Consider the following 23,196-nt stretch of genomic DNA (forward strand, 5'->3'; position numbering starts at 1 on the left):
TGGCGCCTGCTGACAAATACAATCAGAACTCGTAGCGCAGGGAGATATTGGTTGTGCGCCCGTTTAAGGGGCGGGCACGAATGATATCACCCGGGTTGGCAAAACCCTCTTCCGATTCGGTAATAACGAACTCGTCTGAGGCGTTATTCACGTTCAGGGATACCGAAAACCGATCCGAGGCGTACCAGGTGGCAAACAGGTTAACCAGCATATAGGCATCCTGCTTCAGCTCATTGGAATCCTGCACATAGTAGGACGATGAGCCCTGCAGGCTGGCACCAAACAGCCAGTCGGCACTCTGGTACTGAGGCGTCAGGGTGTAGATAAAGTCAGCCTGGCGCCGGGGTGTTTTGCCCACTAATGCCGGGTTAAACACGTCCTTGCTGATCTCGGCATCGGTCCAGGTCATATTGCCCTGCAGGGTAAACCCATGGCCGAATTCATACAGCCCCTCAAGTTCAAGGCCGGTAGCCTCATACTCACGGATAAAGGTCAGCCCGGAAGTCACTTCCGCCTGCGTATCCTGGGTGACGGTATCAAACAAGGTGGCATTTAGCTGGAAATCGGCGGTGGCATATTTTACCCCCACTTCCAGCTGTTCGGTTTCATCATAGCCCGAGGTGGTGTCGCTCAGACTGCCATCGGCATTCAGGGCGCCGGGGATCTGTACCAGACGATCGGCAATGGCGCGACCACCTTCACTATAACGGCCAAACAAGGTCAGTTCTTTGCTGTACAGATAAGAGCCCCCTAATGAAAAGGACGTGTTACTGGCATCATAATTGACCGCCTGTACCGCCGCACCGCCGCGATTAAGATTGATCACCCCGCCGCTGAAAAAGCCGCCGTTAATTGCAGAGGCATCTTCGGTATTGCCGCTGATCACACCATCACCGTTGATATCCACATCGGTATTGCCGCCACAGCAACTGTTGATCACTTCACCGGTGGCTTTGACTTCGTCGTGACGGGCACTGACATCAATCAGCCAGTTCTCACCGATTTCAAAGCCAAGGTTAATATAAGGCGCGGTGGTGGTGTATTGCAGATCCCAGTCCCAGGACAAAAAGCTTGGTGCCCACAGCCCATTGTTCACCAATGCTTCACCATTGGCATCTTCGATATGCAGTAACTGGGAGTTATTACCGTCTACCGTCTGAATATAGGTTTGCCAGCTGTTCCAGGTGGCTTCGATATTCTGCTTGGAATAGTAATAGCCCACAGTCAGGGTCATACCGTTGTTAAATTCCTTGCGCAGATTCAGATCGTTAATCAGGTTACCCAAATCGCGCAGTTCGGTATCAAACTGCAGATTCAACAAGGCCAGACCGTCGTAGTTATTGCCGGCACCGGGGCCATTGGCCAGTACCACAGAAGTGGAGGAACAATCGAAGCTGTTGCCCTGGCCATCAAGAGCCGAGCCACAGATGGCCTGCGCCATACTGTCTGCCGATTGCGGCCCGAAGCCGCCGAAGGTATCGGTAAAAGGCGAGATAAAGCTGCCGCTGATATCGCTGGTTCTGAATTTATTCAGCAGGAACAGATCCTGTGCCACTTCCAGATCTGCTTCGAAGCCAAAAGAGGTAACTTTGGACTCGATACCGTCGGTCACATCACGGTTGCGGGGATTACCATAGGCATCGAAAGTAGACACATTGGTATTGTATGCCGAATGCAGGGTCTGTGAGCTGGCATCAAAGTTTGGCACCGCACCGAAGCTGCCGTTGGACTTTACTGCCACAGGTGCAGGCAGATAAGTGGTCACCCGATCGTCGAGGTTTTTAAAGAAGAAGCGCAAATGACCATTATCCAGCAACTGGGTCACGTTCAGTTTTATCTGGCCGCCATTGTCACCGTCAAAACCGGTATCGCGGGTACCTTCGCCATCGCGGGCAAAGCCGGCAATATGAAAATACAGGTCGCGGTTAAACTCACCGCCATAGGCGAAATCGAGACGGAACTCGTCATAATCCACCCCGAAAGAGGTGCCGATGGCGCCGCCACCGGATTCACCGGTATTGCTGATCATATTGATCACACCACCTGGTGAGTTACTGGCAAAGGTGGAGGCCGAACCGCCCCGTACCGACTCCACCAGCCCCACAGACCAGTCATGGCGCATAAAGTTGTCGGTATTACCGAAGTTGATATCACCGAATTCCAGCACCGGCAGCCCATCTTCATGCAGCTGCATAAACTTGGAGCCGCCGGTGGCCAGCGGAATACCGCGAATAGTTATATTGGCGTTACCGCCACCGCCTGATGATTCGGCGCGGATACCGGGCAGCGCGCGGAACACTTCAGCGGTAGAGCGCGGTGCCAGTTTAAATACCTCTTCCTGGGAGAAAGAGCTGACCGACACACTGGCTTCCTGCATTGTCGCCCCACCGGGGCTGGCGGTCACAACAATCTGTTCAAATTTTTCTTTCGGCTGCTGCGCCGGTGATGCCTCTTCCTGCGCCACAAGTGGCTGAGTCAGAAACAACCCGGCAATTGCCAGGGCCACGGGGGTTTTACTAAAACGCTCAGTCATGGGTTTGTCCTCTGGTGGTATGGTTTTTATACGACTCAACAAAGCCGAATGTAAAGTCACTTGCAAAGTCTTCTTAAACGTTTAAGATGGAAGTTAGCAAAGATTTCACAGCGTGTAAATTGTTTGTGAAATTTTATTTTCGGCAGGTAGAGTTAACCTGATAAACAGCCAAGGTGAATTATGAAGTCAGAGCAGGAGGCCGCTAAGGCGCTCACCAAAATCCTCCAACAACTTGATACCAAAGCCCTTTGTGCCAGCGAGAAGAAGCAGTTTGTGGCCAGGCTGGAGACGCACTTCCCTGCCCTGTTTGCTTCACTTATTGAGCTGTATGGCGAACGCTACGACTTTTTTTATTACCTGCAGCAGATTGTAAACACCTTGTTAACCGGCTATCAGCAACGGGACGAGCATCTGCACCAACTGGACAGCAAAAGACTGGCTGAACCCTTGTGGTATCGCCATCAGAATATGCTGGGTATGGCCTGCTATGTGGATCTGTTTGCCGGCGACCTGAAAAAGCTGCAGAAGAAACTTCCCTATCTGCAGGAGCTGGGCATTACCTATCTGCATCTGATGCCTTTGTATGCTGCTCCAAAAGGTGACAGCGACGGTGGCTACGCGGTCTCTGATTACCGGCAGGTCAATCCATCACTGGGTGATATGGCACAGCTTAAAAGCCTGTGCCGCACTTTTAGTGAAGCAGGCATCAGCGTTGTACTGGATTTTGTGTTTAACCACACCTCAGACGAGCATCCCTGGGCCGAAGCGGCAAAACAGGGCGATAGCGACTATCAGCAGTTTTACTATATGTTTGATGATCGGCAGGAGCCCGATCAGTATGAACAGAACCTGCGTGAGATTTTCCCACAGGTCAGACGGGGTAACTTCAGTTTTAGCCCCGAGGCCAACAAATGGGTGTGGACCACCTTTAACAGCTTCCAGTGGGACTTAAATTACAGCAACCCTGAAGTCTTTAATGCCATTACCGGGGAAATGCTGTTTTTAGCGAATCAGGGCTGTGAAGCCCTGCGCCTGGACGCCCTGGCCTTTATCTGGAAAGAAAAAGGCACCAGCTGCGAGAACCAGCCTAAGGCTCATACGCTGATCCGCGCCTTTAACGCTTGCCTGCAGATTGTGGCACCGGCACTGGTGTTTAAATCCGAAGCCATAGTCCATCCTGATGAGGTGGTGAAATATATCCATAAGGATGAGTGTCAGCTGTCTTACAACCCCTTGTTGATGGCATTGTTATGGGAAAGTCTGGCGACCCGCAAAACAGAGCTGTTAACCCGCTCGATGCAAAAAAGCTTCAGTATTGAACCCGATTGCGCCTGGGTAAACTATATCCGCTGCCATGATGATATAGGCTGGACCTTTGACGATCAGGTCGCCCATGAACTGGCTATAGACCCTCAGGGCCACCGCCATTTTCTGAACCGTTTTTATACCGGCCGCTTCCCCGGCTCTTTTGCCCACGGGGTACCTTTTGCGGAAAATCCCAGCACCGGGGATTGCCGTGCCTGCGGTTCACTGGCCTCACTGGCTGGGCTGGAACAGGCATTAGAGAAACAGGATAAAGAGTTACTTGAGCATGCCATCAGGCGCATCCTGCTGATGCACGGCATTATTCTCAGTGTGGGTGGCGTACCGCTGTTATATGCCGGTGACGAACTGGCCCTGCTAAATGACTACAGTTACCGCGAACATCCCCACCGCAGCCATGATGAACGCTGGGTACAGCGGATACCCTTCAGGCCACAGGATTATAAAAAGGCTACGACCGCTGGTACGCCACAGCAACAGGTTTACCAGGGCCTGCAGCAGATGATTAAGCTGCGTAAAGAAATGCCGGTTCTGGGGCAATCGGGCACGGAGTTTATACAGTTAGCCAGCCCCCACTTGTTTGCGTTTGTGCGCACAGGGGAACAGGGTGAACGATTAACCGTAGTGGCCAATTTCAGTGAGCACCCGCTTGAGATCCCGAACCTGTGGCAGGGACAACAGGACTTGCTTAACAGTGAGACCCTCACCGAGGATAAACTATCCATGGCCCCCTACCAGCTCAGGTGGCTGCAGTGATACTGTTATCTCGCAGAGGCGCAAAGACGCAAAGAATCAAAGGGACTAAATCCTTGTCCCTCTGCGGCCCTGCGTCTCTGTGAGAAATAGCTGTTCAGCGGCGTAGCCCGGATAAAGCGAAGCGGAATCCGGGTAAAAATCAGCTTATCCCGCAATCCGCTTCGCTCCTTGCCGGCTACATATTTTGTTGTCGGGCTAAAGCCCCGACCTACAGTATCAGAGGAGTAGCGTAGCCTGGATAAAGCGAAGCGGAATCCGGGTAAAGTCAGCTTGTCCCGCAATCCAGCAACCTTTGGATAAACCCATACTCATAACGCTAATATCCTGCTGTCAAAGGTGCTGGACACGTCCGCTTCGCTCCTTGCAGGCTACACATTTTGTCGTCGGGTTAAAGCCCCGACCTACAGTATCAAAGGAGCAGCCTCAGGCCTCTAAAACCATCTCAAAACCGCCATAGATCAGGCGCTTACCATCGAAGGGCATGGGGTTCACATCCGCCTGCAACCGGGGATCGTCCATTACCTTTGGCATGGCCTGATTACGTACATCCCTGGATGGCCAGAGGATCCAGGAAAATACCACGGTTTCATCAGGTTGCTTTTTAACGGCCATGGGAAATGAGGTATGGGTTCCTTCCGGAACATCGTCACCCCAACATTCAACCAGTTTAATCGCACCATGCTGCTTAAATACCTCTGCGGCTTTACGGGCATGTTCAATATACTGCTGACGATTAGCGGTGGGTACCGCTGCGGCAAATCCGTCTACATAAGTCATCATAATCTCCTGTTTGTAAGGTTCATTCTTGTTTAGGGGGCAACTCCCGCGCCGGGCGTACTTCAATACTGCCCAGACGGGCCGGTGGAATACCACTGGCCAGTTGCAAAGCCTGATCGAGATCCTTAGCTTCGAGCATATAAAAGCCCGCCAGTTGTTCCTTGGTTTCAGCAAAGGGACCGTCTGAGATCAGTACCTCACCATCACGCACCCGCAATGTGGTTGCGGTGTCCGTCATCTCCAGCGGCTGCCCACCCAGAAAATGCCCCTGTTCTGTGAGTTTCTCCACACTACGGATACATTCCTGATTCAGGTCCTGCCATTGTTTTTCGGTCATGGCTTTGATTTTTTCTTCCTGGTAATACACCAGTGCCAGGTATTTCATCGGCTTTGCTCCTTTAAAGTGGTTGGTATCAATGGCCGGCATCTGTTGGCCTTTGACAGAGTTAAGTCGAACCGCACCAGAGCAATTCGACAGCCCAGGTAAATTTCTTAAAGCTGCTGCAGCCGACGCTGCAAATAGCGCTTTTCAGGGCCCTGCTGAGTCAGGTTAAGTGCCCGCTCATAGGCACCACGGGCCGCCTGAAGTTGTCCGTCGCGACGCAGCAATTCTGCTCTTGCGCTGTGATAAAGATAATAATTCTGGATCGCCTTATGGCCACTGAGTTGATCCAACAATTGCAAACCAGCCTGCAGACTCTCGCCCATGGCCACCGCAACTGCCCGGTTCAGCGCCACAACCGGCGTCGGTGAAAGTGCCAGCAAACGATCATACAGACCAATAATCTGTGCCCAGTCAGTAGATTCTGCGTCTGCAGACTCCGCATGCACAGCCGCGATGGCTGCCTGCAGGCTATAAATCCCCGGGGGCCCTGACAGCAAAGCTTTAAGCAACCATTGTGTACCCTGCTTAATCTGTTGCTTATCCCACAAATTTCTGTCCTGCTCTTCTAGGGTAATCAGGTCGCCCTTGAGATCCTGCCGGGCTGATTTTCTGGCATCATGCAGCAGCATCAGGGCCAGTAAGCCGTACACCTCAGTCTGGGGTAGCAGGGTCGTTAACTGGGTAGCAAGTTCGATGGCCTGACTCGCCAGAGAGCTGTCCACAATGCTGTCGCCATCGCTGCGACTGTAACCTTCGTTAAACACCAGATAAATGACATCCAGCACGATGCGTAAGCGCTGTGGTAAGTCATTGCTCTGAGGAATTTCGTAGGCGATACCGGCTGTTTTTATTTTACGTTTGGCCCTGACAATGCGCTGAGCCACTGTCTCAGCTGGCACCAGTAACCCTGAAGCCAGTTGCTCCGTCGTCAGACCGCACACTTCCCGCAGCGTCAGTGCCAGCTGGGCATCACGACTCAGGCCCGGGTGACAACAGGTAAAAATCAGACGCAGCATGTCATCGGCCACGGCATTTTCATCCAGCGCCTGTTCATAGGTAAGCTCAGGCTGACGTTTAGCATAATCATTGGCGTACTGACGGCGGCGAATGGCGTCTATGCCTTTATTGCGACCGGCCCGAATCAGCCAGGCTTTGGGATTATCCGGTGTACCCTGCTGCGGCCATTGCTGCATAGCTGCGGCAAAGGCTTCCTGCATGGCCTCTTCAGCTAACTGAAAATCCCCCAACAGACGGATCAGGGTCGCCAGTACCTGGCGGGAATATTGTCGGTAGAGTTGATTAAGATAGTGATTGAATGACGGCTTCAACGTTGTACACCTGTTTTACTCAATAGCAGCAATGAGTCGAACCACCATGCTCAGGTTCGACAACATCAAATCAACAGGCGCTGTTAATCCTTCATGGCATTGCGTACCCTGGTGATGTCCTGCTGATATACCAGAGCCTGCTCTGCCCGCTCCAAAGCCTGTTCCGCATATTTTTCAGCCGCTTTGCGCGTGGCGGCATCTTCAGATTTCGACAATGCCCGCAAGGCCTTTTGCAGCCGTATTGAGACTTCCACGTTTGTGGCTCCGTCTCGGGCGATGGGTGTAAAGGCATCATCAAACATATCATCCACCGAGATCGGCGGTACTTCAATACGATCGTATCTGATTTCAGCAACCTGATTGTTACCCTCTGAGGAACCCGGCTTATTCTCAGTTTTTCCCCACAGCACAAACAGACGCACCATACGGCCAATAATATCGATACCTGTGCCGGGATCATTGACCGCCGGCGACAGCGCCCTGCTGGCGATCTCGGCGAGCACTACCAGCGCAAAGCGCGGATCATCCTCAAAGGTTCTCGACTTACCCAGCATAAAAGCCCGGCAAAGCTGCTGCTGTTGCTGCTTATCCGGCTTGTCGTCAAGGCCACTGATGCAGGCAAGCGGGCGATCAGGGGTAACAAAGGTGCCGGGCAATACCGCCAGCCTGATCCCTATCTGCCAGTCTTCGGCGCACTGTTGTAGCCTGGCCATATCGATATGCTGAACATAACCCACCTCATCACAATAAAGGGGATTACCCTTTTCAGTTTCACCGGTGAAGGGGACACCGCCTAACACAGGAGCCCCGCGGCGACGGGACAAGGCCTGGGTGGCAATATCTTCCACCGAATCGATGGTGGTGCCGACCCGTCCCAGACGGGCAATCCGGTCAACCCAGCGCACAAAGGTCAGGATCACTATGGCAAATACCACAACCGTTAATACCAGCAGAGTGAACAGCCCGGCATCCTGATAAAAATCATTTTCGATGGCGGTCAGGGCCACAATGCTGAAAATAAAGGCGCCAATAAAAGTAGATAATGCATTCTGGGATAAATCATCGGCGATCACCAGTTTGACCGCTCTGGGAGTAGCCGTGCTGCTGGCCGAAGCATAGGCCGATACCATCGAAGCCACGGCCAGGGTGGCAATCACCATCATGCTGGATGACATCACCGATAACAGACGGGATACAGATTCAAAGGTCACCTGTGGCATCCAGTTTGCCAGCTCGGTTCCTTCGGCAAACTTGGCCAGAAAAGCCACCGATACCGACAACAGAGAAATGATAAGGGGCTTGAGCCATAGCTGCTTGCGCAACTGCTGCAACAAAAACCGGATTCTGTCTGCGGATATAAATGGCATATTGCTCTCCTGCAATGTCCTTAGGGGGTAGAACCTCTTTAAAGGTCGCTGAAATCGTAGAGAATCAAAGGCATCAAATTCTTACCCTCTGCAACCCTGCGCCTCTGCGAGAGAATGCTGTTCAGCAGCGTAGCCTGGATAAAGCGAAGCGGAATCCGGGTAAAGTCAGCTTATCCCGCAATCCGCTTCGCTCCTTGCAGGCTACACCTGCGGTTGTTTTAACAAACTGTCGCTGGATGCCCGATAACGACACTCGGGCACGACCGGCGGTCATTCCCCCGTGCTGTGGTTGGAATCCAGTGACTTTACTCTCGCAGAGGCGCAAAGGAGCAGAGAATCAAAAGCACCAAATTCTTACCCCTCTGCGGCCCCGCGCCTCTGCGAGAGAATGCTGTTCAGCAGCGTAGCCTGGATGCCCAGCAACCGAAAACTGAGGACTGACACCTTACCCTCTGGAGCTTTCCCGGATAACCAGTTTAGTAGGCATCAGGGTCTCACCTTCGAGTTCTTTATTCAGCAATCTTGTGGCTGCCAGTTGGCCTTTCTGGCGGCTCTGCTGGCATACCGATGTCAGTGCAGGATTACTGCGACTGGCCTCCGGAATATCATCAAAACCGACAATTTTAATATCCTCCGGCACCCGCAACCCCTGCTGACGGGCTACCCGGATTGCGGCCAGCGCAATCACATCACTCATGCACAGCAAGCCGTCCGGGCGTGGATCCGCTGTCAGAGCCTGTTTAACCGCCTGTTCAGCTAACTCCGGCTTATTAAATGGGATATGCCAGATGCGCTGGTGGGGGATGTTGTAATCACATTCCTTTGCGGCCTGCAGATAGCCCGCCAGTCGGCGGCAGGAAATCTCGCCGGATTTAAGCGGTAAACTGTCCTGCTCAAAATTCTCTACCTGTTCAGAGTCTTTCAGCCGCAGCCCCATAATGGCCAGTGCCTTAACGGACTGAGAAAACAAATGCTCTGCCGCCATTTTTGCTGCATCGAAGTTATCAATGTTGACCGAGCCCACCTGATCCTGCTCAAAATCAACGGCCAGTGCCGGTTTACCGGTGCGAAGAATACGCTCAAAAGATTGGCCGGCCGGGGCACCATAAAAAATAATGCCATCGGGCAAAGATTCAGCACTGCTCTGATGCTGAGACTCCCCAAGGCTGGTCAACAGCAATAATTGTTTTTCATGTTTGACCAGCACATCAGCGACGCCCTGCAGAAACTGATTGGCGACCGGATCGGAAAAGTTATAACTGAGGCTGTCTGCCAGCACCACCGCAATCACATCAGATTCACCCCGGCGCAACGAACGGGCTGCCAGGTTCGGTCCATGATAACCCAGTTGCTGACACTGCTTTAAGATCTGCTCACGCAGCTTTGCCGAGAGCTGATCGGGGCGGTTAAAGGCATTGGAAATGGTCGCCGTGGATACACCCAGCTCGGCGGCAACTTCTTTAAGAGTTCGTCGTGTCGGCATAAAATTTATTGTTCACTGTTTGCAGTCAAGAGTAACAGGGTATCGGGCTAATGTAATAAATCCGTTGCGGATTGATCATCACCCGATGGCTCATTGTTCCTGATGGCTGTATCAGAATCCGCTTCAGGCTGGTTAGTTCCGGCCCTGTCCTCTTCCTGCGGTTCAAATATCCCGGTGGAAGGCAACTGCTCAAGGCTGCTCAGGGCAAAATAATCGAGAAAGGCTTTAGTGGTGGCATACAGCGCCGGACGCCCAGGTACTTCCTTATGGCCAATCACCTTGATCCAGTCGCGTTCCGTCAGGGTCTTGATAATATTGGAGCTGACAGAGACCCCTCGGATATCTTCAATCTCGCCGCGGGTAATGGGCTGTCGATAGGCAATCAGGGAAAGGGTTTCGAGCATAGCGCGGGAATAACGGGGTGCCTGTTCCTGCCAGAGTTTGCTTAGCCAGGGCGACAAACTGTCCATGGATACGAACCGGTAGCCGGAGGCCAGTTTGAGCAGTTGCACGCCCCGGGGCCGATAATCCAGCACCAGTTCATCCAGCATCTTCTGCAATTGCCTGTTACTGACATTCAGTTCCTGCAACACGCTGTCCTGCAATTTCTCCATACTCAGAGGCTCATCGGCCACAAAGATAGCGGCTTCGAGCAGTTGTTTTAACTGGGTATCAGAGATTTTCATCGCTTGATTCCTCTTCGCTGTAGCACTGTTCTCCCCTCGCCTGTAAGTGGATGTCGCCGTAGGCTTCGGTCTGCACCAGATCGACCAGGGATTCTTTCACCAGCTCCAGTATGGCCAGAAAACTGACTACCACACCGGCTTTGCCCTCTTTGGGCTCAAATAACTGATGAAAAGAGACGAAGCGGGCCTCACGCAGCCGCTGCAAAATATCACTCATACGCTGACGGGTAGACAGTGCCTCAGGGCGAATATGGTGATGCTCAAAAGCCGATGCCCGCTTCATCACTTCCTGCAGGCTGAAGGCCAGTTCCTGCAGGGTTACTTTAGGCAATATGATGCTGGGCTGGCAATTATCCGCGGCGTTGGCGGTGCCGATAAAGAGCTCACGCTCCAGACGGGGAATATTGTCGAGCTCCTGTGCCGCCTGTTTGATCTTTTCGTATTCCCTGAGCCGGCGAATCAGCTCGGCGCGGGGATCTTCCTCGTCATCCTCGGCTTCCTGGCGTCTTGGCAGCAGCACCCTGGACTTAATTTCCGCCAGAATCGCCGCCATCAGCAGATATTCCCCGGCCAGCTCCAGTTTAACTTCCTGCATCAGATCCACGTATTCCATATACTGGCGGGTGATCTGCAAAATAGGCAGCGTGGCGATATCGAATTTTTGTTTGCGGATCAGGTAAAGCAGTAAATCCAGCGGCCCCTCAAAAGACTCAAGAATCACTTCCAACGCATCGGGAGGAATATACAGATCTTCAGGCTTTTCAATCAGCGCCTGACCATTAACAAAGGCCAGTGGCAGCGGCTGCTGCACCGGCTCTTTGGGCGGACCTGAAGGCGGCAATTGTTCAGACAAAAGCGGAAATATCTCCCTCACCTTCACGCAGGATCACGCATTCTCCCTCTGACATATCCAGCACTGTGGTGGGATGCTCGCCAATATTGCCGCCATCGATAATCAGATCCACACGCTTCTCCAGGTTATCCCGAATCACTTCCGGATCGGACTCGGCCATAGTATTACCCGGCAGAATCAGTGAAGTGGACATAATAGGTGAATCCAGCTCTTCAAGTATGGCCAGCGCGATCGGATTGTTCGGCACCCGCAGTCCAATGGTTTTGCGCTTGGGATTTTGAAGGCGCTTCGGTACTTCCTTGGTAGCCTTGAGAATAAAGGTAAAAGGCCCGGGAGTGTTATTTTTGATCTGCCGGAACGCCTGGTTGTCCACTTTGGCATAGATGGACAACTCGGACATATCCCGGCACATCAGGGTAAAGTTGTGGTCTTTACCAATATCCCGGATACCGCAGATTCGCTCCAGCGCGTTCTTGTTATCCACCAGGCACCCTATGGCATAACCGGAATCGGTGGGATACACCACCACACCGCCACTGCGAAACACTTCACAGGCCTGTTTTACCAGCCTGGCTTGCGGATTATCGGGATGAATTTGAAAAAACTGACTCATGTACTCTTCCATCTTATTCTTGTCTGCCCGGCAGACCTACAGGGTCGCAGGGGGTAATTGACTCTCAGGCCAGATTCCAGTGTTGCCATATTGGCACAAGGTCATCGGCAAGAGAAAGGTTTTTACCTAATTCGGTCCAGCGGCCGGGAAAATGAAAATCCGAGCCCGCCGACGCCCTCAGGCCATAATCTTTCGCATAGCTGCCCAGCAACTTACGGGTATCGGCAGCAAGCTGAGGGTGACTGACTTCCATGCCCTGGCCGCCGGCCTGAGTAAAATCATTCAGTAAGCGTTTCAGCCATTTGCTGGTCATATCATAGCGGGCCGGATGCGCCAGTACCGCTTCGCCACCGGCCTGATTAATCCATTCAATGGCTTCATGAATCTCAGGCCAGGCCGGTGTCACAAAGGCCCGCTTTCCCTTGCCCAGATAACGCTTAAAAGCCTGTTCGAAATCTTTTACCATCTTGCGTTTGACCAGCACCCTGGCAAAATGCGACCGGGTCAGCTGGCCGGGGCCGGCCAGGGTTCTGGCCTCATCATATACTTCCTCAATCCCGCACCTGGCGAGTTTTTCAGCCATTTGCCGGGCTCTGAGATCCCGTCTTTCGCCCTGTCTGGCGATACGCTGCTGAAAAACCTCGTTATGGTGATCCACATTTAAGCCCAGAATATGGATGTCGAAGCCATGCCAGCGGGTTGAAAACTCAATGCCGGGGATAATCCGCAACGGACGCTTTTGTGTCTCCTGATAGGCAAGGGCCTCGGGCAGCGCGGCAGTGGTGTCATGATCGGTAATCGCCAGCACATCGAGCTGCATATTATGAGCGCGGTCGATCAGCTCCTTCGGTGACAGGGCCCCGTCTGAGTAGTAAGTATGGCTGTGTAAATCAATTTTCATCTTTTAGGCCCAAAGCTATTGACAGCGAGGTGAAATACAGGCTGAATATTGTAACAAAATAACGGCGGCAAATTGTCGCTGATTTTAAAATCCGAATTCAGAAAAAAGTTTGAGAATGCAAATGCAACAGTTCACAACAACCCTGATTAACTGGTGGTGGCACATCCCGACATAGCGGGCTTGTGTGTATTTGTGTTTGCAGCAAATTCAAAAAAGGCCCGCTTATGCGGGCCTTTTGCGTTTCGGCGCACAGAAAAAACCATGTTGGCTAACCCCTTAGCAAAACACAGGTTAGCCCGGCTACAAAGTCGAAAACAGAAATAGTTATAACAGCACAACAAGAGTGAAATATGAGTCTGGCAGAATTAAGCGAACAACCGGGCAAAGTGGAAACCCTGATCCACCAAAGCACCTATCAGGCCGATCCGCTGGATCTGTATCAGCGTCTGTGTCACAACAAGGCCAACAGCCTGCTGCTGGAATCGGCGGAAATCGACAGCAAGGACAACCTGAAAAGCCTGATTCTGGTGGATGCCGCCTTAAGGCTCGAATGTCGGGGCCATCAGGTAACCTGCCAGGCCTTAACGGATAATGGCCGGGCAATATTGCCGCTGTTGGCTGAGCATTGCGCTGCAGATGAGCAGCAAACGTCAGGTGATACGCTGGTACTGAATTTTAACGCCCCGGATCCTGCGCTGGATGAAGACAGCCGCCTTAAGGCCCGCTCGGTATTTGACAGCCTGCGTACGCTGGTGCAGCAAATCACGCCCCTGCGCGACCACCCTAATGCGCTGTTTGTTGGTGGCGCCTTTGCCTATGATATGCTCGCTGGCTTCGAGGCCCTGCCCGATGTCGGTGAAGGCCCTAACCATTGCCCCGATTTTGTCTTCTATCTCGCTGAAACCCTGATTCTGATTGATCACCAGCATCGCACGACGGATATTATTGGCAGCGTATTTTCCGGTGCCAATGTGGCACAAAGCTACTTTGCCGTCAGTCAGCGTCTTGAAGCCCTGAACAAGGAACTGCAAAGCCAGCAACGCTATCAGCAGCGCCCAGTCAGCACTGTAACTGCACAGCAGCTGGAAGTGGATAAAAGCGACAAGGTGTATCAGCAGCATGTGCTGGATTTAAAGGAGCATATTCTGGCCGGTGATATTTTTCAGGTGGTGCCCTCAAGAACCTTCAGCCTGCCCTGCCCCGACCCGCATCTGGCCTACGCCAGATTAAAACAGCAAAACCCCAGCCCTTATATGTTTTTCCTTCAGGATCAGGCCTTTTGCATCTTTGGTGCGTCGCCGGAATCGGCGCTGAAATACAGCCATCAGGATAATCAGGTGGAAGTCTATCCCATTGCCGGTACCCGCCCACGGGGCCGTAATGCCGATGGCAGCCTGAACCGGGATCTGGACAGCCGCATAGAGCTGGATCTGCGCGAAGATGAAAAAGAAAAGGCCGAGCATCTGATGTTGGTGGATCTGGCCCGTAACGATATCGCCAGAGTGTCTGAGCCCGGCAGCCGTTATGTTAAAGACCTGCTCAAGGTTGACCGTTACTCGCAGGTGATGCATCTGGTATCCCGGGTAGTGGGTCAGTTGCGCGGAGATCTCGATGCCCTGCACGCCTATCAGGCCTGCATGAATATGGGCACCTTAGTGGGTGCGCCCAAAGTGATGGCAGCGCGGCTTATCCGTGAAGTGGAACAGCAGCGCCGTGGCAGCTATGGCGGCGCGGTGGGTTATATCAATGGTCAGGGTGATATGGATACCTGTATCGTCATTCGCAGCGCCTTTGTCAGTAACGGCGTTGCCCATATTCAGGCCGGTGCCGGGGTGGTACATGACTCGGACCCGGTGGCCGAGGCCAATGAAACCCGCAGCAAAGCCCAGGCGGTGATCCGTGCCATTGTGGATGCCCATGCACAGGAGGCGCAACCATGAAGCAGCCAAACAGCAAACCCCATATTTTTCTGATCGATAATTTTGATTCATTCACCTACAACCTGGTGGATGAAATGCGCTGCTTAGGCTTTGAACTGACGGTGTATCGCAATAGTCAATGTGCTGAGTTTATTCTGCAAAAACTGAATGAATGCCCGGACCCGGTACTGCTGATGCTCTCCCCCGGTCCCGGCGCGCCGGCCGATGCGGGCTGCGTACCGGCGCTGTTAAAACTGGTGCAGGGCAAATTCCCGGTGCTGGGGATCTGTCTCGGTCATCAGGCCATTGTCGAGCACTACGGCGGCACCGTAGGCCGGGCTAAACAGGTAATGCACGGCAAGGCCTCGGCTATCACCCATCAGGGCAGACATATGTTCGCCAATTTACCCCAGCCTCTACCCGTGGCCCGCTATCATTCACTGGTTGCCACCGCCGTACCGTCGCAGCTTGAGGTACTGGCAGAGTTCGAAGACATGGCTATGGCCCTGTATCATCCGCAAGATAAGATGCTGGGTTTTCAGTTTCATCCCGAATCCATTCTTACCGCTTTGGGCAGCCAGTTGCTGGCTCAGAGTATTCATTATCTTGGAGACGCCTGATGCATCCGTTACTGGAACAGCTTTATGCTCACAAAGCGCTGACACAGCAGCAAACCCGCGAGTTTTTCTCTGAAGTGATCACCGGCAATATGGATCCCATCATGCTGGCCTCGGCCTTAACCGCCCTGAAAATGCGCGGTGAAACCCCCTCAGAGATTGCCGGTGCCGCCAGTGCGCTGATCGATCACGCCAGTGACTTTCCCCGGCCTGAGTATGATTTTGCCGATATTGTCGGTACCGGCGGCGATGGTTTTAATACCCTGAATATTTCCTCGGCCAGTGCCATTGTCGCCGCCAGTTGCGGGGCAAAAGTGGCCAAGCATGGTAACCGCAGCGTATCAAGTAAATCCGGCTCGGCGGATCTGTTCCGCGAGTTTGGTCTCAATCTGGCCATGAGCGCCGATACGGCCAGAGCCTGTCTGGATAATACCGGCCTGTGCTTCTTATTCGCGCCTCAGTACCATGCGGGTATTCGCCACGCCATGCCGGTGCGCACAGCCCTGAAAACCCGCACCCTGTTTAATCTGCTTGGCCCGTTGGCCAACCCGGCCCGCCCCACTCATATTCTGCTCGGCGTGTATCTGCCAGAGCTGGTCCGCCCTATGGCGGAAACCCTTAAATTACTGGGTTATCAGCATGCACTGGTGGTACATGGCAGCGGCCTGGATGAACTGGCCTTACATGGCCCCACACAGATTGCTGAGCTTGAACGGGGTGATATCCGCGAATACCAGTTAACCCCGGCGGATTTTAAGCTCAGAGAATATCCCATCAGCGCTATTGAAGGCGGTGAACCGGCAGAAAACAAAGCGTTAATTGAAGCGCTGTTAGCAGGTAACGGCCAGGACGCCCATCGTCAGGCGGTGGCGATTAACAGCGGTGCGCTGTTAAAGCTGCTGGGGCTGGCGGACAGCTATCAGCAAGGTGCACAAATGGCGATGGATAAACTAAGCAGTTCTGCCCCCCTGGCATTGATTCGCCACAGTGCAGAGCTATCTCAATCCTCACCGGAACAGGTTTAAAATCGAAATGGAAAATGTGCTGCAAAAAATTGTTGCGGATAAAAAAATTGAGCTTGAGGCGCTGAAGCAGGCCAGGCCGCTACAAAGCTTTATCGATACCCTGACCCCGTCAGAGAAAAGTCTGTATCAGGCCCTGAGTCAGCCACAGGCAGGGTATATTTTTGAGTGTAAAAAAGCCTCACCTTCAAAAGGGCTGATTCGCGCGCATTTTGATCTGGATGAGATACTAGCGGCGTACACACCCTATGCCAGTGCCATTTCAGTGCTGACCGACAAGAAGTACTTTCAGGGCAGTTATGATTATCTGCGTTATGTGACAGACAGGGTCAGCCAGCCGGTGCTGAACAAGGACTTTTTTATTGACCCCTATCAGGTGTATCTGGCCCGTTACTATAATGCCGATGCCATACTACTGATGCTCTCGGTGCTGGATGACCAGCAATACAAAGAACTGGCCTCACTGGCGGAAAGATACCGGCTGGATGTGCTCACCGAAGTCAGCAATGAAGAGGAAGCGGCAAGAGCCAACAGACTGGGCGCAAAAATTATCGGTATTAATAACCGCAATCTGCGTGATTTAAGTACTGATTTAAGCGCGACCGGCAGGCTCGCGCCCTTGCTAAATAAAGACGCGCTGATTATCTCGGAATCGGGTATCTATACCCACCAGGATGTGTTGCAGCTGGCACCTTTTGCCGATGGATTCTTAGTGGGCAGCGCGCTGATGGCACAACAGGATCTGAGCCAGGCGGTAAAAAATCTGGTCTTCGGTCAGATCAAAATCTGCGGCATTACAACGGCTGAATATGCTGCTGTGGTCAGGGCGTCCGGGGCCTGTTATGCGGGGCTGATTTTTGCTGAAAAATCCCCCCGCGCCATCACGGCAGAGCAGGCCAAAGCCATTGTCAGCCAGGTGCCCTTTAATTATGTGGGGGTATTTGTGAATGAACAGCCTGAGAAGGTGGCAGAACTGGCAGATGCGCTCAATCTCAGCGCGGTGCAACTGCATGGGCAGGAAGACAGCGACTATATTCAAACACTACGCAAACTTTTACCCGAGGATTGTGAGCTCTGGAAAGCACAAGGGGTCAGCGACAGCCTGCCACCGCTGAATATGGCAGAGGTGGATCGCCATCTGCTGGATTGCCAGGTCAGAGATCAATTTGGCGGTACCGGTACCTCTTTTAACTGGGCGCTGTTAAATGAGATTAAGGACAAATCACGTTTGGTTCTGGCTGGCGGCCTGTCGGCTGAGAACATCAAAGAGGCGGCGGCTACCGGCGCCGCGATACTGGATGTCAACTCCGGTGTGGAAAGTGCACCAGGACGCAAAGATGCAGACAAAATCACTGAATTATTCAAGCAATTAAGAGACTACTGATGACAGAACATTTAGACAGTAAATTTGGCCAGTACGGCGGCATGTATGTGCCCGAGCTGCTGATCCCGGCGCTGGACCAGCTCGAACAGGCCTTTGTGGATGCGCAGAAAGACCCTGAATTTCAGCAGGAGTTTATGGCGCTGTTAAAAGATTATGCGGGGCGCCCCACTGCGATGACTCTGACCCGTAATCTGGTCAGTAACCCCAAGGTGAAACTCTATCTTAAGCGGGAAGATCTGCTCCACGGCGGTGCCCATAAAACCAATCAGGTGCTGGGTCAGGCTCTTTTAACCAAGCGCATGGGCAAAAAAGAAGTGATTGCCGAAACCGGCGCCGGCCAGCATGGTGTGGCAACGGCTTTGGCCTGTGCCCTGCTGGGCTTAAAGGCCCGTATCTATATGGGTGCCAAAGATGTGGAACGCCAGGCGCCTAATGTGTTTCGTATGCGTCTGATGGGCGCCGAGGTGATCCCGGTGGAAGCGGGGTCAGGTACCCTTAAGGATGCCGTTAACGAAGCCATGCGAGACTGGTCAGCCACCTATGACAAGGCACACTATTTACTCGGCACGGCCGCAGGACCACACCCCTTTCCCACCATAGTACGCGAATTTCACCGCATGATCGGCGAAGAAGTCCGTCAGCAGATACTGGAAAAAGAGGGGCGTCTGCCCGATGCTATCGTCGCCTGTGTGGGCGGTGGCTCCAATGCCATCGGCATTTTTGCGGATTTTATTGATGAGCCTGAGGTGAAATTAATTGGTGTGGAGCCCGCCGGAAAAGGTTTGCATACTCATGAACACGGTGCCGCCATCGCCAATGGTACAAAAGGCATATTGCACGGTGCCTACAGCTATATTATGCAGACCGGTGATGGTCAGATTGAAGAGTCCTATTCCGTCTCTGCGGGCCTCGATTATCCGGCGGTGGGCCCACAACATGCCTACCTGAACGATATTGGACGCGCCCAGTATGCTTCGGTCACCGATGATGAAGCCCTGAACGCCTTTCAGTTGCTGGCCAGAAAAGAGGGTATTATTCCGGCACTGGAATCCTCCCACGCCCTGGCTCATGCCCTGAATATGGCCGATGAAGCCGAAGAAGAAACCCTGATCGTCGTCAACCTTTCCGGCCGGGGCGACAAAGACCTGGCCCATGTTCATCAGATACTGACCGGAGAAAAGCAAGATGGATAGATATGCACAGATGTTTGAACGCCTGGATGCCTGTGGCGAAGGTGCCTTTGTGCCATTTGTGATGCTTGGCGATCCCAACATCGATACCAGTCTGGAAATTGTTGATGCGCTGGTAAAAGGCGGTGCCGATGCCCTGGAACTGGGTATTCCCTTCTCCGACCCTATCGCCGATGGCCCAACTATTCAAAAAGCGGCTATCAGGGCATTGAAATCTGACGTGCGCCCCCCCGACTGTTTTGCCATCATCGCCAAGATTCGCCGTCAGCATCCACAGATCCCTATCGGATTATTGCTTTACAGCAATCTGGTACTGGCACCGGGCATTGACGAGTTCTACCGCCAGGCCAGTGAGGCCGGGGTGGACTCGATACTGATTGCCGATGTGCCCATCCGCGAGTCAGGGCCTTTTAGCGAAGCCGCCAAAGCCCATAGCATGCATCAGATCCTGATCGCGCCGCCCAATGCCAGTGACGAAACCATGGCCAGAATCGGTGAGCTTTCCAGTGGTTATACTTATCTGCTTGGCCGGGCGGGTGTAACAGGCGCAGAAACCGCCGCCACCATGCCGGCGTCTGAACTGATTAACAAACTCAAACAGGTGGGTGCCGCCAGGCCCATTCTTGGCTTTGGCATCTCCAAGCCGGAACAGGTTAAAGACGCCATCGCCGCCGGAGCTGCCGGGGCCATAGCCGGTTCGGCCACGGTCAAGCTGATCGAAGAGCACTTATCAGATGTGCCCGCCATGCTGCAGCGCCTGACCGACTATGTGGCCGGGATGAAAGCCGGTACTACCCATCATAGCTGACGATGTAATTTATTTACCGCGGAGTCGCAGGTGTAGCCTGCAAGAAGCGAAGCGGATTGCGGGATGATCTTACCTTTACCCGGATTCCGCTTCGCTCTATCCAGGCTACGAGTACTGTAAAAGCATTCAACCACGAACCACACGAAAAGCACAAAAAATGAGCAGGTGCTGTTTTGCAGTTTCCTTTCGTGTATTTAGTGTTTTTCGTGGTCGGAGTTTTGTTATCTTGGTTTTTCTCTGTGCCTCAGTGGTGAATAATCTCTTTGCTGTAGCGGTTGCAGGCTGTTGTTCAGTTTTAATTCATCACTCATCACTCATCATTCTGCATTCATTCCCCCCTGTCTTAGCGGGGTAAAAGTCGGTATTATCTGTGCTGCCAAGTTATTTAAGTGAGTCGTTATGCAGTTTTTATTAGAGTTTCTTCCCCTGCTGATCTTTTTTGTGGTCTACAAGATGCAGGATATTTTCTGGGCTACCGGGGCGCTGATGCTCGCCACCGTCATCCAGATGCTGATCACTTACCTGCAGACCAAAGAAGTGCCCAAAAAACAGTGGGTATTTCTAATCATGATCCTGGTGTTTGGTGGCCTTACCATAGGTCTGCGCGACGAGCACTTTATTATGTGGAAGCCAAGCATTGTCTATGTGTTATTTACCGTCATTTTGCTGGGCAGTCAGATATTGAAACGCCCCGCTCTCAAGGGCTTGCTTGGCAGCGCCATGGTATTGCCGGATAAGATCTGGAAGCGTCTGAATATCAGCTGGGCGGTCTTCTTTCTGGCCAGTGCGGCGGCCAACTTATATGTGGCCTATGAGTTTAGCGAGAGCGTGTGGGTCAACTTTAAAGTCTTCGGTATGACCGGCGCCACACTGATCTTTACTATCGCTACCATTATGTACGCCTATAAGTATATGCCCGAAGAGCAGGCCGACAACGTCAAGGAAGAGAAATAACCGATGTGGTATATGATTTATTCCGAAGATATCGATAACAGCCTGCCACTACGCAAGCAGGCACGGCCAGATCATCTGGCACGGCTGGAGCAGTTAAAGCAACAGGGGCGGCTATTGATCGCCGGGCCCTGCCCCGCTATCGATGCAGAAGATCCCGGTGAAGCGGGCTTTACCGGCTCGCTGGTAGTGGCCGAATTTGATTCTCTTGAGCAGGCGCAAGCCTGGGCCGATGCCGACCCTTATAAGGCGGCCGGTGTCTATGCCCGCAGCATTGTTAAACCCTATAAAAAAGTACTTCCTTAGAAAGTTGTAGCCCGTATGCAGCGCAGCGGAATACGGGGCAGGGCCAGCCCCATGAATAATTCCCGCAATCCGCTTCGCTCCTTGGCGGGCTACAGGTGATAGCTTATAAAGTGTTATGTTAATTATCAGCAGTAATGTCAGTATCAGCGAAGATGAAGTGGAACTGAGCGCCATTCGCGCTCAGGGCAGCGGCGGCCAGAATGTCAATAAAGTGGCCACTGCTATTCATCTGCGTTTTGATATCCACGCCTCTTCGCTACCGGACTTTTATAAACAGCGCTTACTGAAACTCTCCGACAGCCGCATTACCAGCGATGGCGTGGTGGTGATCAAGGCCCAGAACGCCCGTACTCAGGAACAGAATAAAGAAGACGCCCTCGCCCGTCTGGTGGCCCTGATTAAAGAAGCAGGAAAAACCCAGAAAGCCCGTCGGCCCACCAAACCCAGCAAAGCCGCCAAGCGCCGCAGAATAGAAAGCAAGAAGAAAACCGGCACTAAAAAAATCCTGCGTGGCAAAGTGGATTTTTAACCGCCCCACTACTACATATCTAATCAGACTTGCACGCTGGAGATTATGACACTAAGTCACGAGGATTAATGGCGCAACGGACATGATCCGAAAGCATTCCCGCGGCAACACAGGAACGAGATGCCCGATATAACACAACCAACAAGACCCACAAATAATCATCAGATAAGCCTCATACTGCTGATTTTCACAGCCTTGTGGCTGATAAGCTGTGACGCAATTGCAGCGCCGGTGAACCTGTACCTTTATCATAAGCAAGCCCCTTCATCACCGGAGATATCAACTACCCTGAACAAGGACTAGTCTTTGATCTGGCAGAGTTGTTAATGCATCAAAGCAATGCCCCGGAAGTTCGGGTAGAGATAAGACCGAGACTGAGGCTCGATAAGGAACTAAGGGGATGGTTAAATGGCCAGTGCCCCAAACACAAGAGTGAATGTGACAGCAACTGGATGCTCTTTGGCGTTATTCCTGAATGGGGATGGAAAGCACCGGCAGAACAAACCTTTAACTGGGTTCCACTTTTCAGGGATGCCGATATATTGGTTTCATCACATCAAAAGCCGATCAGGGATTTTACTCCAGCATCCCTGACCGGACTGGTCTTTGCCGGGTTGCATGGGCATCAGTACCCGGGCATTCTGGGGCAGTTGATCCAAACTAACAAGCTTACCCGGGATAACGGCTCGAGCAACCTGACGGTCTTACAGCGGGTGGCAAAAGGCCGGGCTGATATTACGCTGATCCGTCGCAGCACACTCAATTACCTGATACGCAACGAACGCAACGGCCTGACCGAGCAACTTTATCTTCCCGACAGCCCCTATAATAGGTTCACCTTGCAGGTGATGTTACCTGCTAATCGCCCGGACTTGCGTCAATGGTTAATAACCGTTCTGAACTCTGCTGCCTGGCGGGCAAAGCTAAAAAGTTACGGTATCCCTCCCCTTGATACCCATGGCAGTGAATAACCTTTGTTCTCAGCGGGTAACATCGCCCCCTTATCGCTGATAATTACGGATTAAAAACTGGCGCTGAAAACCCAGTTTACGGTACATGGGTTCACCGGATGCGGTGTCCCTCAATAGCTAATGCTCATTGGTACCAGCCAACTGAGTCAGGGGCGACCGTTAACTATCCGGTGTGCGGGTGGTCTGTAACTGGTACTGCCGGGCCAATGCTAAAAGCGCGTTATCAGGGCCGCAGATGTCGCCGCTTTGTTCATCGGTCAGGCTGAAATCCAGCCGGGTGTTGCCCTTGCGAAGGCTGAGAATCTGGAAACTTTGCTCAATATCAACCTCACTGTGCATGCGATCCCGCTCCCAGCCCTGTGCTTCATAATCTCTGATTATTTGTCTTAGCAAAGGCGCCGCAACAGCCTGCACCACCAGTTGCTTGTTAAACTTTAACTTAAAGTGGCGCCAGCGTTGTTTCAGTGAATAGGTGACCATCGTAACGTCCTTGA

At 52.7% G+C, this 23,196-nt stretch carries 22 protein-coding genes; 11 read left to right on the plus strand and 11 right to left on the minus strand.

What is annotated here, in order from left to right; translation table 11 throughout:
* Positions 1 to 22: 22 nt before the first annotated feature.
* On the minus strand, positions 23 to 2,533 hold the full coding sequence (locus tag AT746_RS11015; RefSeq protein ID WP_062480265.1) for a TonB-dependent receptor: 2,511 nt from the start codon (positions 2,531 to 2,533) through the stop codon (positions 23 to 25).
* 180 nt (positions 2,534 to 2,713) lie between these two features.
* Here AT746_RS11015 and AT746_RS11020 point away from each other — a divergent pair, with 180 nt between their 5' ends.
* The gene (locus AT746_RS11020) at positions 2,714 to 4,612 is read left to right on the plus strand and encodes an amylosucrase (protein WP_062480267.1); all 1,899 of its coding nucleotides are present in this window, start codon (positions 2,714 to 2,716) and stop codon (positions 4,610 to 4,612) included.
* Between the two features lie 423 nt (positions 4,613 to 5,035).
* Here the strand turns inward: AT746_RS11020 and AT746_RS11025 are convergent, their stop codons facing one another.
* From AT746_RS11025 to AT746_RS11065, 9 genes are all read right to left on the minus strand, one after another.
* Positions 5,036 to 5,389 carry a DUF1428 domain-containing protein gene (locus AT746_RS11025; RefSeq protein WP_062480270.1) on the minus strand — a complete coding sequence of 118 codons (354 nt, stop codon included), beginning with the start codon at positions 5,387 to 5,389 and terminating at the stop codon, positions 5,036 to 5,038.
* Positions 5,390 to 5,411: 22 nt separating this feature from the next.
* On the minus strand, positions 5,412 to 5,774 hold the full coding sequence (locus tag AT746_RS11030) for a YciI family protein (protein WP_062484153.1): 363 nt from the start codon (positions 5,772 to 5,774) through the stop codon (positions 5,412 to 5,414).
* A 107-nt stretch (positions 5,775 to 5,881) separates the two neighbouring features.
* A complete protein-coding gene (locus AT746_RS11035) occupies positions 5,882 to 7,102 on the minus strand; it encodes an RNA polymerase sigma factor (RefSeq protein ID WP_062480272.1) in 1,221 nt (406 codons plus the stop codon).
* An 83-nt stretch (positions 7,103 to 7,185) separates the two neighbouring features.
* Positions 7,186 to 8,469: a DUF2254 domain-containing protein gene (locus AT746_RS11040; protein WP_062480274.1), complete on the minus strand. Its 1,284-nt coding sequence runs from the start codon at positions 8,467 to 8,469 to the stop codon at positions 7,186 to 7,188.
* Positions 8,470 to 8,914: 445 nt separating this feature from the next.
* Complete coding sequence (locus tag AT746_RS11045; RefSeq protein ID WP_062480275.1) at positions 8,915 to 9,952, minus strand: LacI family DNA-binding transcriptional regulator; 1,038 nt, start codon at positions 9,950 to 9,952, stop codon at positions 8,915 to 8,917.
* Positions 9,953 to 9,999: 47 nt separating this feature from the next.
* A complete protein-coding gene (gene scpB / locus AT746_RS11050; RefSeq protein ID WP_082633238.1) occupies positions 10,000 to 10,638 on the minus strand; it encodes an SMC-Scp complex subunit ScpB in 639 nt (212 codons plus the stop codon).
* A complete protein-coding gene (locus tag AT746_RS11055) occupies positions 10,625 to 11,491 on the minus strand; it encodes a segregation and condensation protein A (RefSeq protein WP_082633239.1) in 867 nt (288 codons plus the stop codon). The genes scpB and AT746_RS11055 overlap by 14 nt, the downstream gene beginning before the upstream one ends.
* Positions 11,484 to 12,104: an L-threonylcarbamoyladenylate synthase gene (locus AT746_RS11060; RefSeq protein ID WP_062480279.1), complete on the minus strand. Its 621-nt coding sequence runs from the start codon at positions 12,102 to 12,104 to the stop codon at positions 11,484 to 11,486. The genes AT746_RS11055 and AT746_RS11060 overlap by 8 nt, the downstream gene beginning before the upstream one ends.
* A gap of 64 nt (positions 12,105 to 12,168) precedes the next feature.
* Positions 12,169 to 13,005 carry a PHP domain-containing protein gene (locus AT746_RS11065; RefSeq protein ID WP_062480280.1) on the minus strand — a complete coding sequence of 279 codons (837 nt, stop codon included), beginning with the start codon at positions 13,003 to 13,005 and terminating at the stop codon, positions 12,169 to 12,171.
* Positions 13,006 to 13,355: 350 nt separating this feature from the next.
* Here AT746_RS11065 and AT746_RS11070 point away from each other — a divergent pair, with 350 nt between their 5' ends.
* From AT746_RS11070 to AT746_RS11120, 10 genes are all read left to right on the plus strand, one after another.
* Entirely contained in the window at positions 13,356 to 14,945 is a 1,590-nt protein-coding gene (locus AT746_RS11070) for an anthranilate synthase component 1 (protein ID WP_062480282.1), read from the plus strand.
* Positions 14,942 to 15,544 carry an aminodeoxychorismate/anthranilate synthase component II gene (locus AT746_RS11075; protein WP_062480283.1) on the plus strand — a complete coding sequence of 201 codons (603 nt, stop codon included), beginning with the start codon at positions 14,942 to 14,944 and terminating at the stop codon, positions 15,542 to 15,544. The genes AT746_RS11070 and AT746_RS11075 overlap by 4 nt, the downstream gene beginning before the upstream one ends.
* Entirely contained in the window at positions 15,544 to 16,566 is a 1,023-nt protein-coding gene (gene trpD / locus AT746_RS11080; RefSeq protein ID WP_082633240.1) for an anthranilate phosphoribosyltransferase, read from the plus strand. The genes AT746_RS11075 and trpD overlap by 1 nt, the downstream gene beginning before the upstream one ends.
* A gap of 7 nt (positions 16,567 to 16,573) precedes the next feature.
* Positions 16,574 to 17,947, plus strand: a complete 1,374-nt coding sequence (trpCF, locus tag AT746_RS11085; RefSeq protein WP_062480285.1) for a bifunctional indole-3-glycerol-phosphate synthase TrpC/phosphoribosylanthranilate isomerase TrpF — start codon at positions 16,574 to 16,576, stop codon at positions 17,945 to 17,947.
* Complete coding sequence (gene trpB / locus AT746_RS11090) at positions 17,947 to 19,140, plus strand: tryptophan synthase subunit beta (protein ID WP_062480287.1); 1,194 nt, start codon at positions 17,947 to 17,949, stop codon at positions 19,138 to 19,140. Before trpCF ends, trpB begins: the two co-directional genes overlap by 1 nt.
* A complete protein-coding gene (trpA, locus tag AT746_RS11095) occupies positions 19,133 to 19,945 on the plus strand; it encodes a tryptophan synthase subunit alpha (RefSeq protein ID WP_062480294.1) in 813 nt (270 codons plus the stop codon). The genes trpB and trpA overlap by 8 nt, the downstream gene beginning before the upstream one ends.
* Positions 19,946 to 20,344: 399 nt before the next feature.
* Entirely contained in the window at positions 20,345 to 20,899 is a 555-nt protein-coding gene (locus AT746_RS11100) for a septation protein A (protein ID WP_062480296.1), read from the plus strand.
* Positions 20,900 to 20,902: 3 nt separating this feature from the next.
* Positions 20,903 to 21,202, plus strand: a complete 300-nt coding sequence (locus tag AT746_RS11105) for a YciI family protein (RefSeq protein ID WP_062480298.1) — start codon at positions 20,903 to 20,905, stop codon at positions 21,200 to 21,202.
* 115 nt (positions 21,203 to 21,317) lie between these two features.
* Complete coding sequence (arfB, locus tag AT746_RS11110) at positions 21,318 to 21,731, plus strand: alternative ribosome rescue aminoacyl-tRNA hydrolase ArfB (protein WP_062480300.1); 414 nt, start codon at positions 21,318 to 21,320, stop codon at positions 21,729 to 21,731.
* Positions 21,732 to 22,057: 326 nt separating this feature from the next.
* Positions 22,058 to 22,702 carry a hypothetical protein gene (locus AT746_RS11120; RefSeq protein ID WP_156413677.1) on the plus strand — a complete coding sequence of 215 codons (645 nt, stop codon included), beginning with the start codon at positions 22,058 to 22,060 and terminating at the stop codon, positions 22,700 to 22,702.
* Between the two features lie 159 nt (positions 22,703 to 22,861).
* On the opposite strand, the gene AT746_RS11125 is transcribed toward AT746_RS11120, so the two are convergent.
* On the minus strand, positions 22,862 to 23,182 hold the full coding sequence (locus tag AT746_RS11125; RefSeq protein ID WP_062480307.1) for a hypothetical protein: 321 nt from the start codon (positions 23,180 to 23,182) through the stop codon (positions 22,862 to 22,864).
* Between the last annotated feature and the right edge of the window lie 14 nt (positions 23,183 to 23,196).

The sequence above is a fragment of the Lacimicrobium alkaliphilum genome (assembly GCF_001466725.1).
Taxonomy (GTDB): domain Bacteria; phylum Pseudomonadota; class Gammaproteobacteria; order Enterobacterales; family Alteromonadaceae; genus Lacimicrobium; species Lacimicrobium alkaliphilum_B.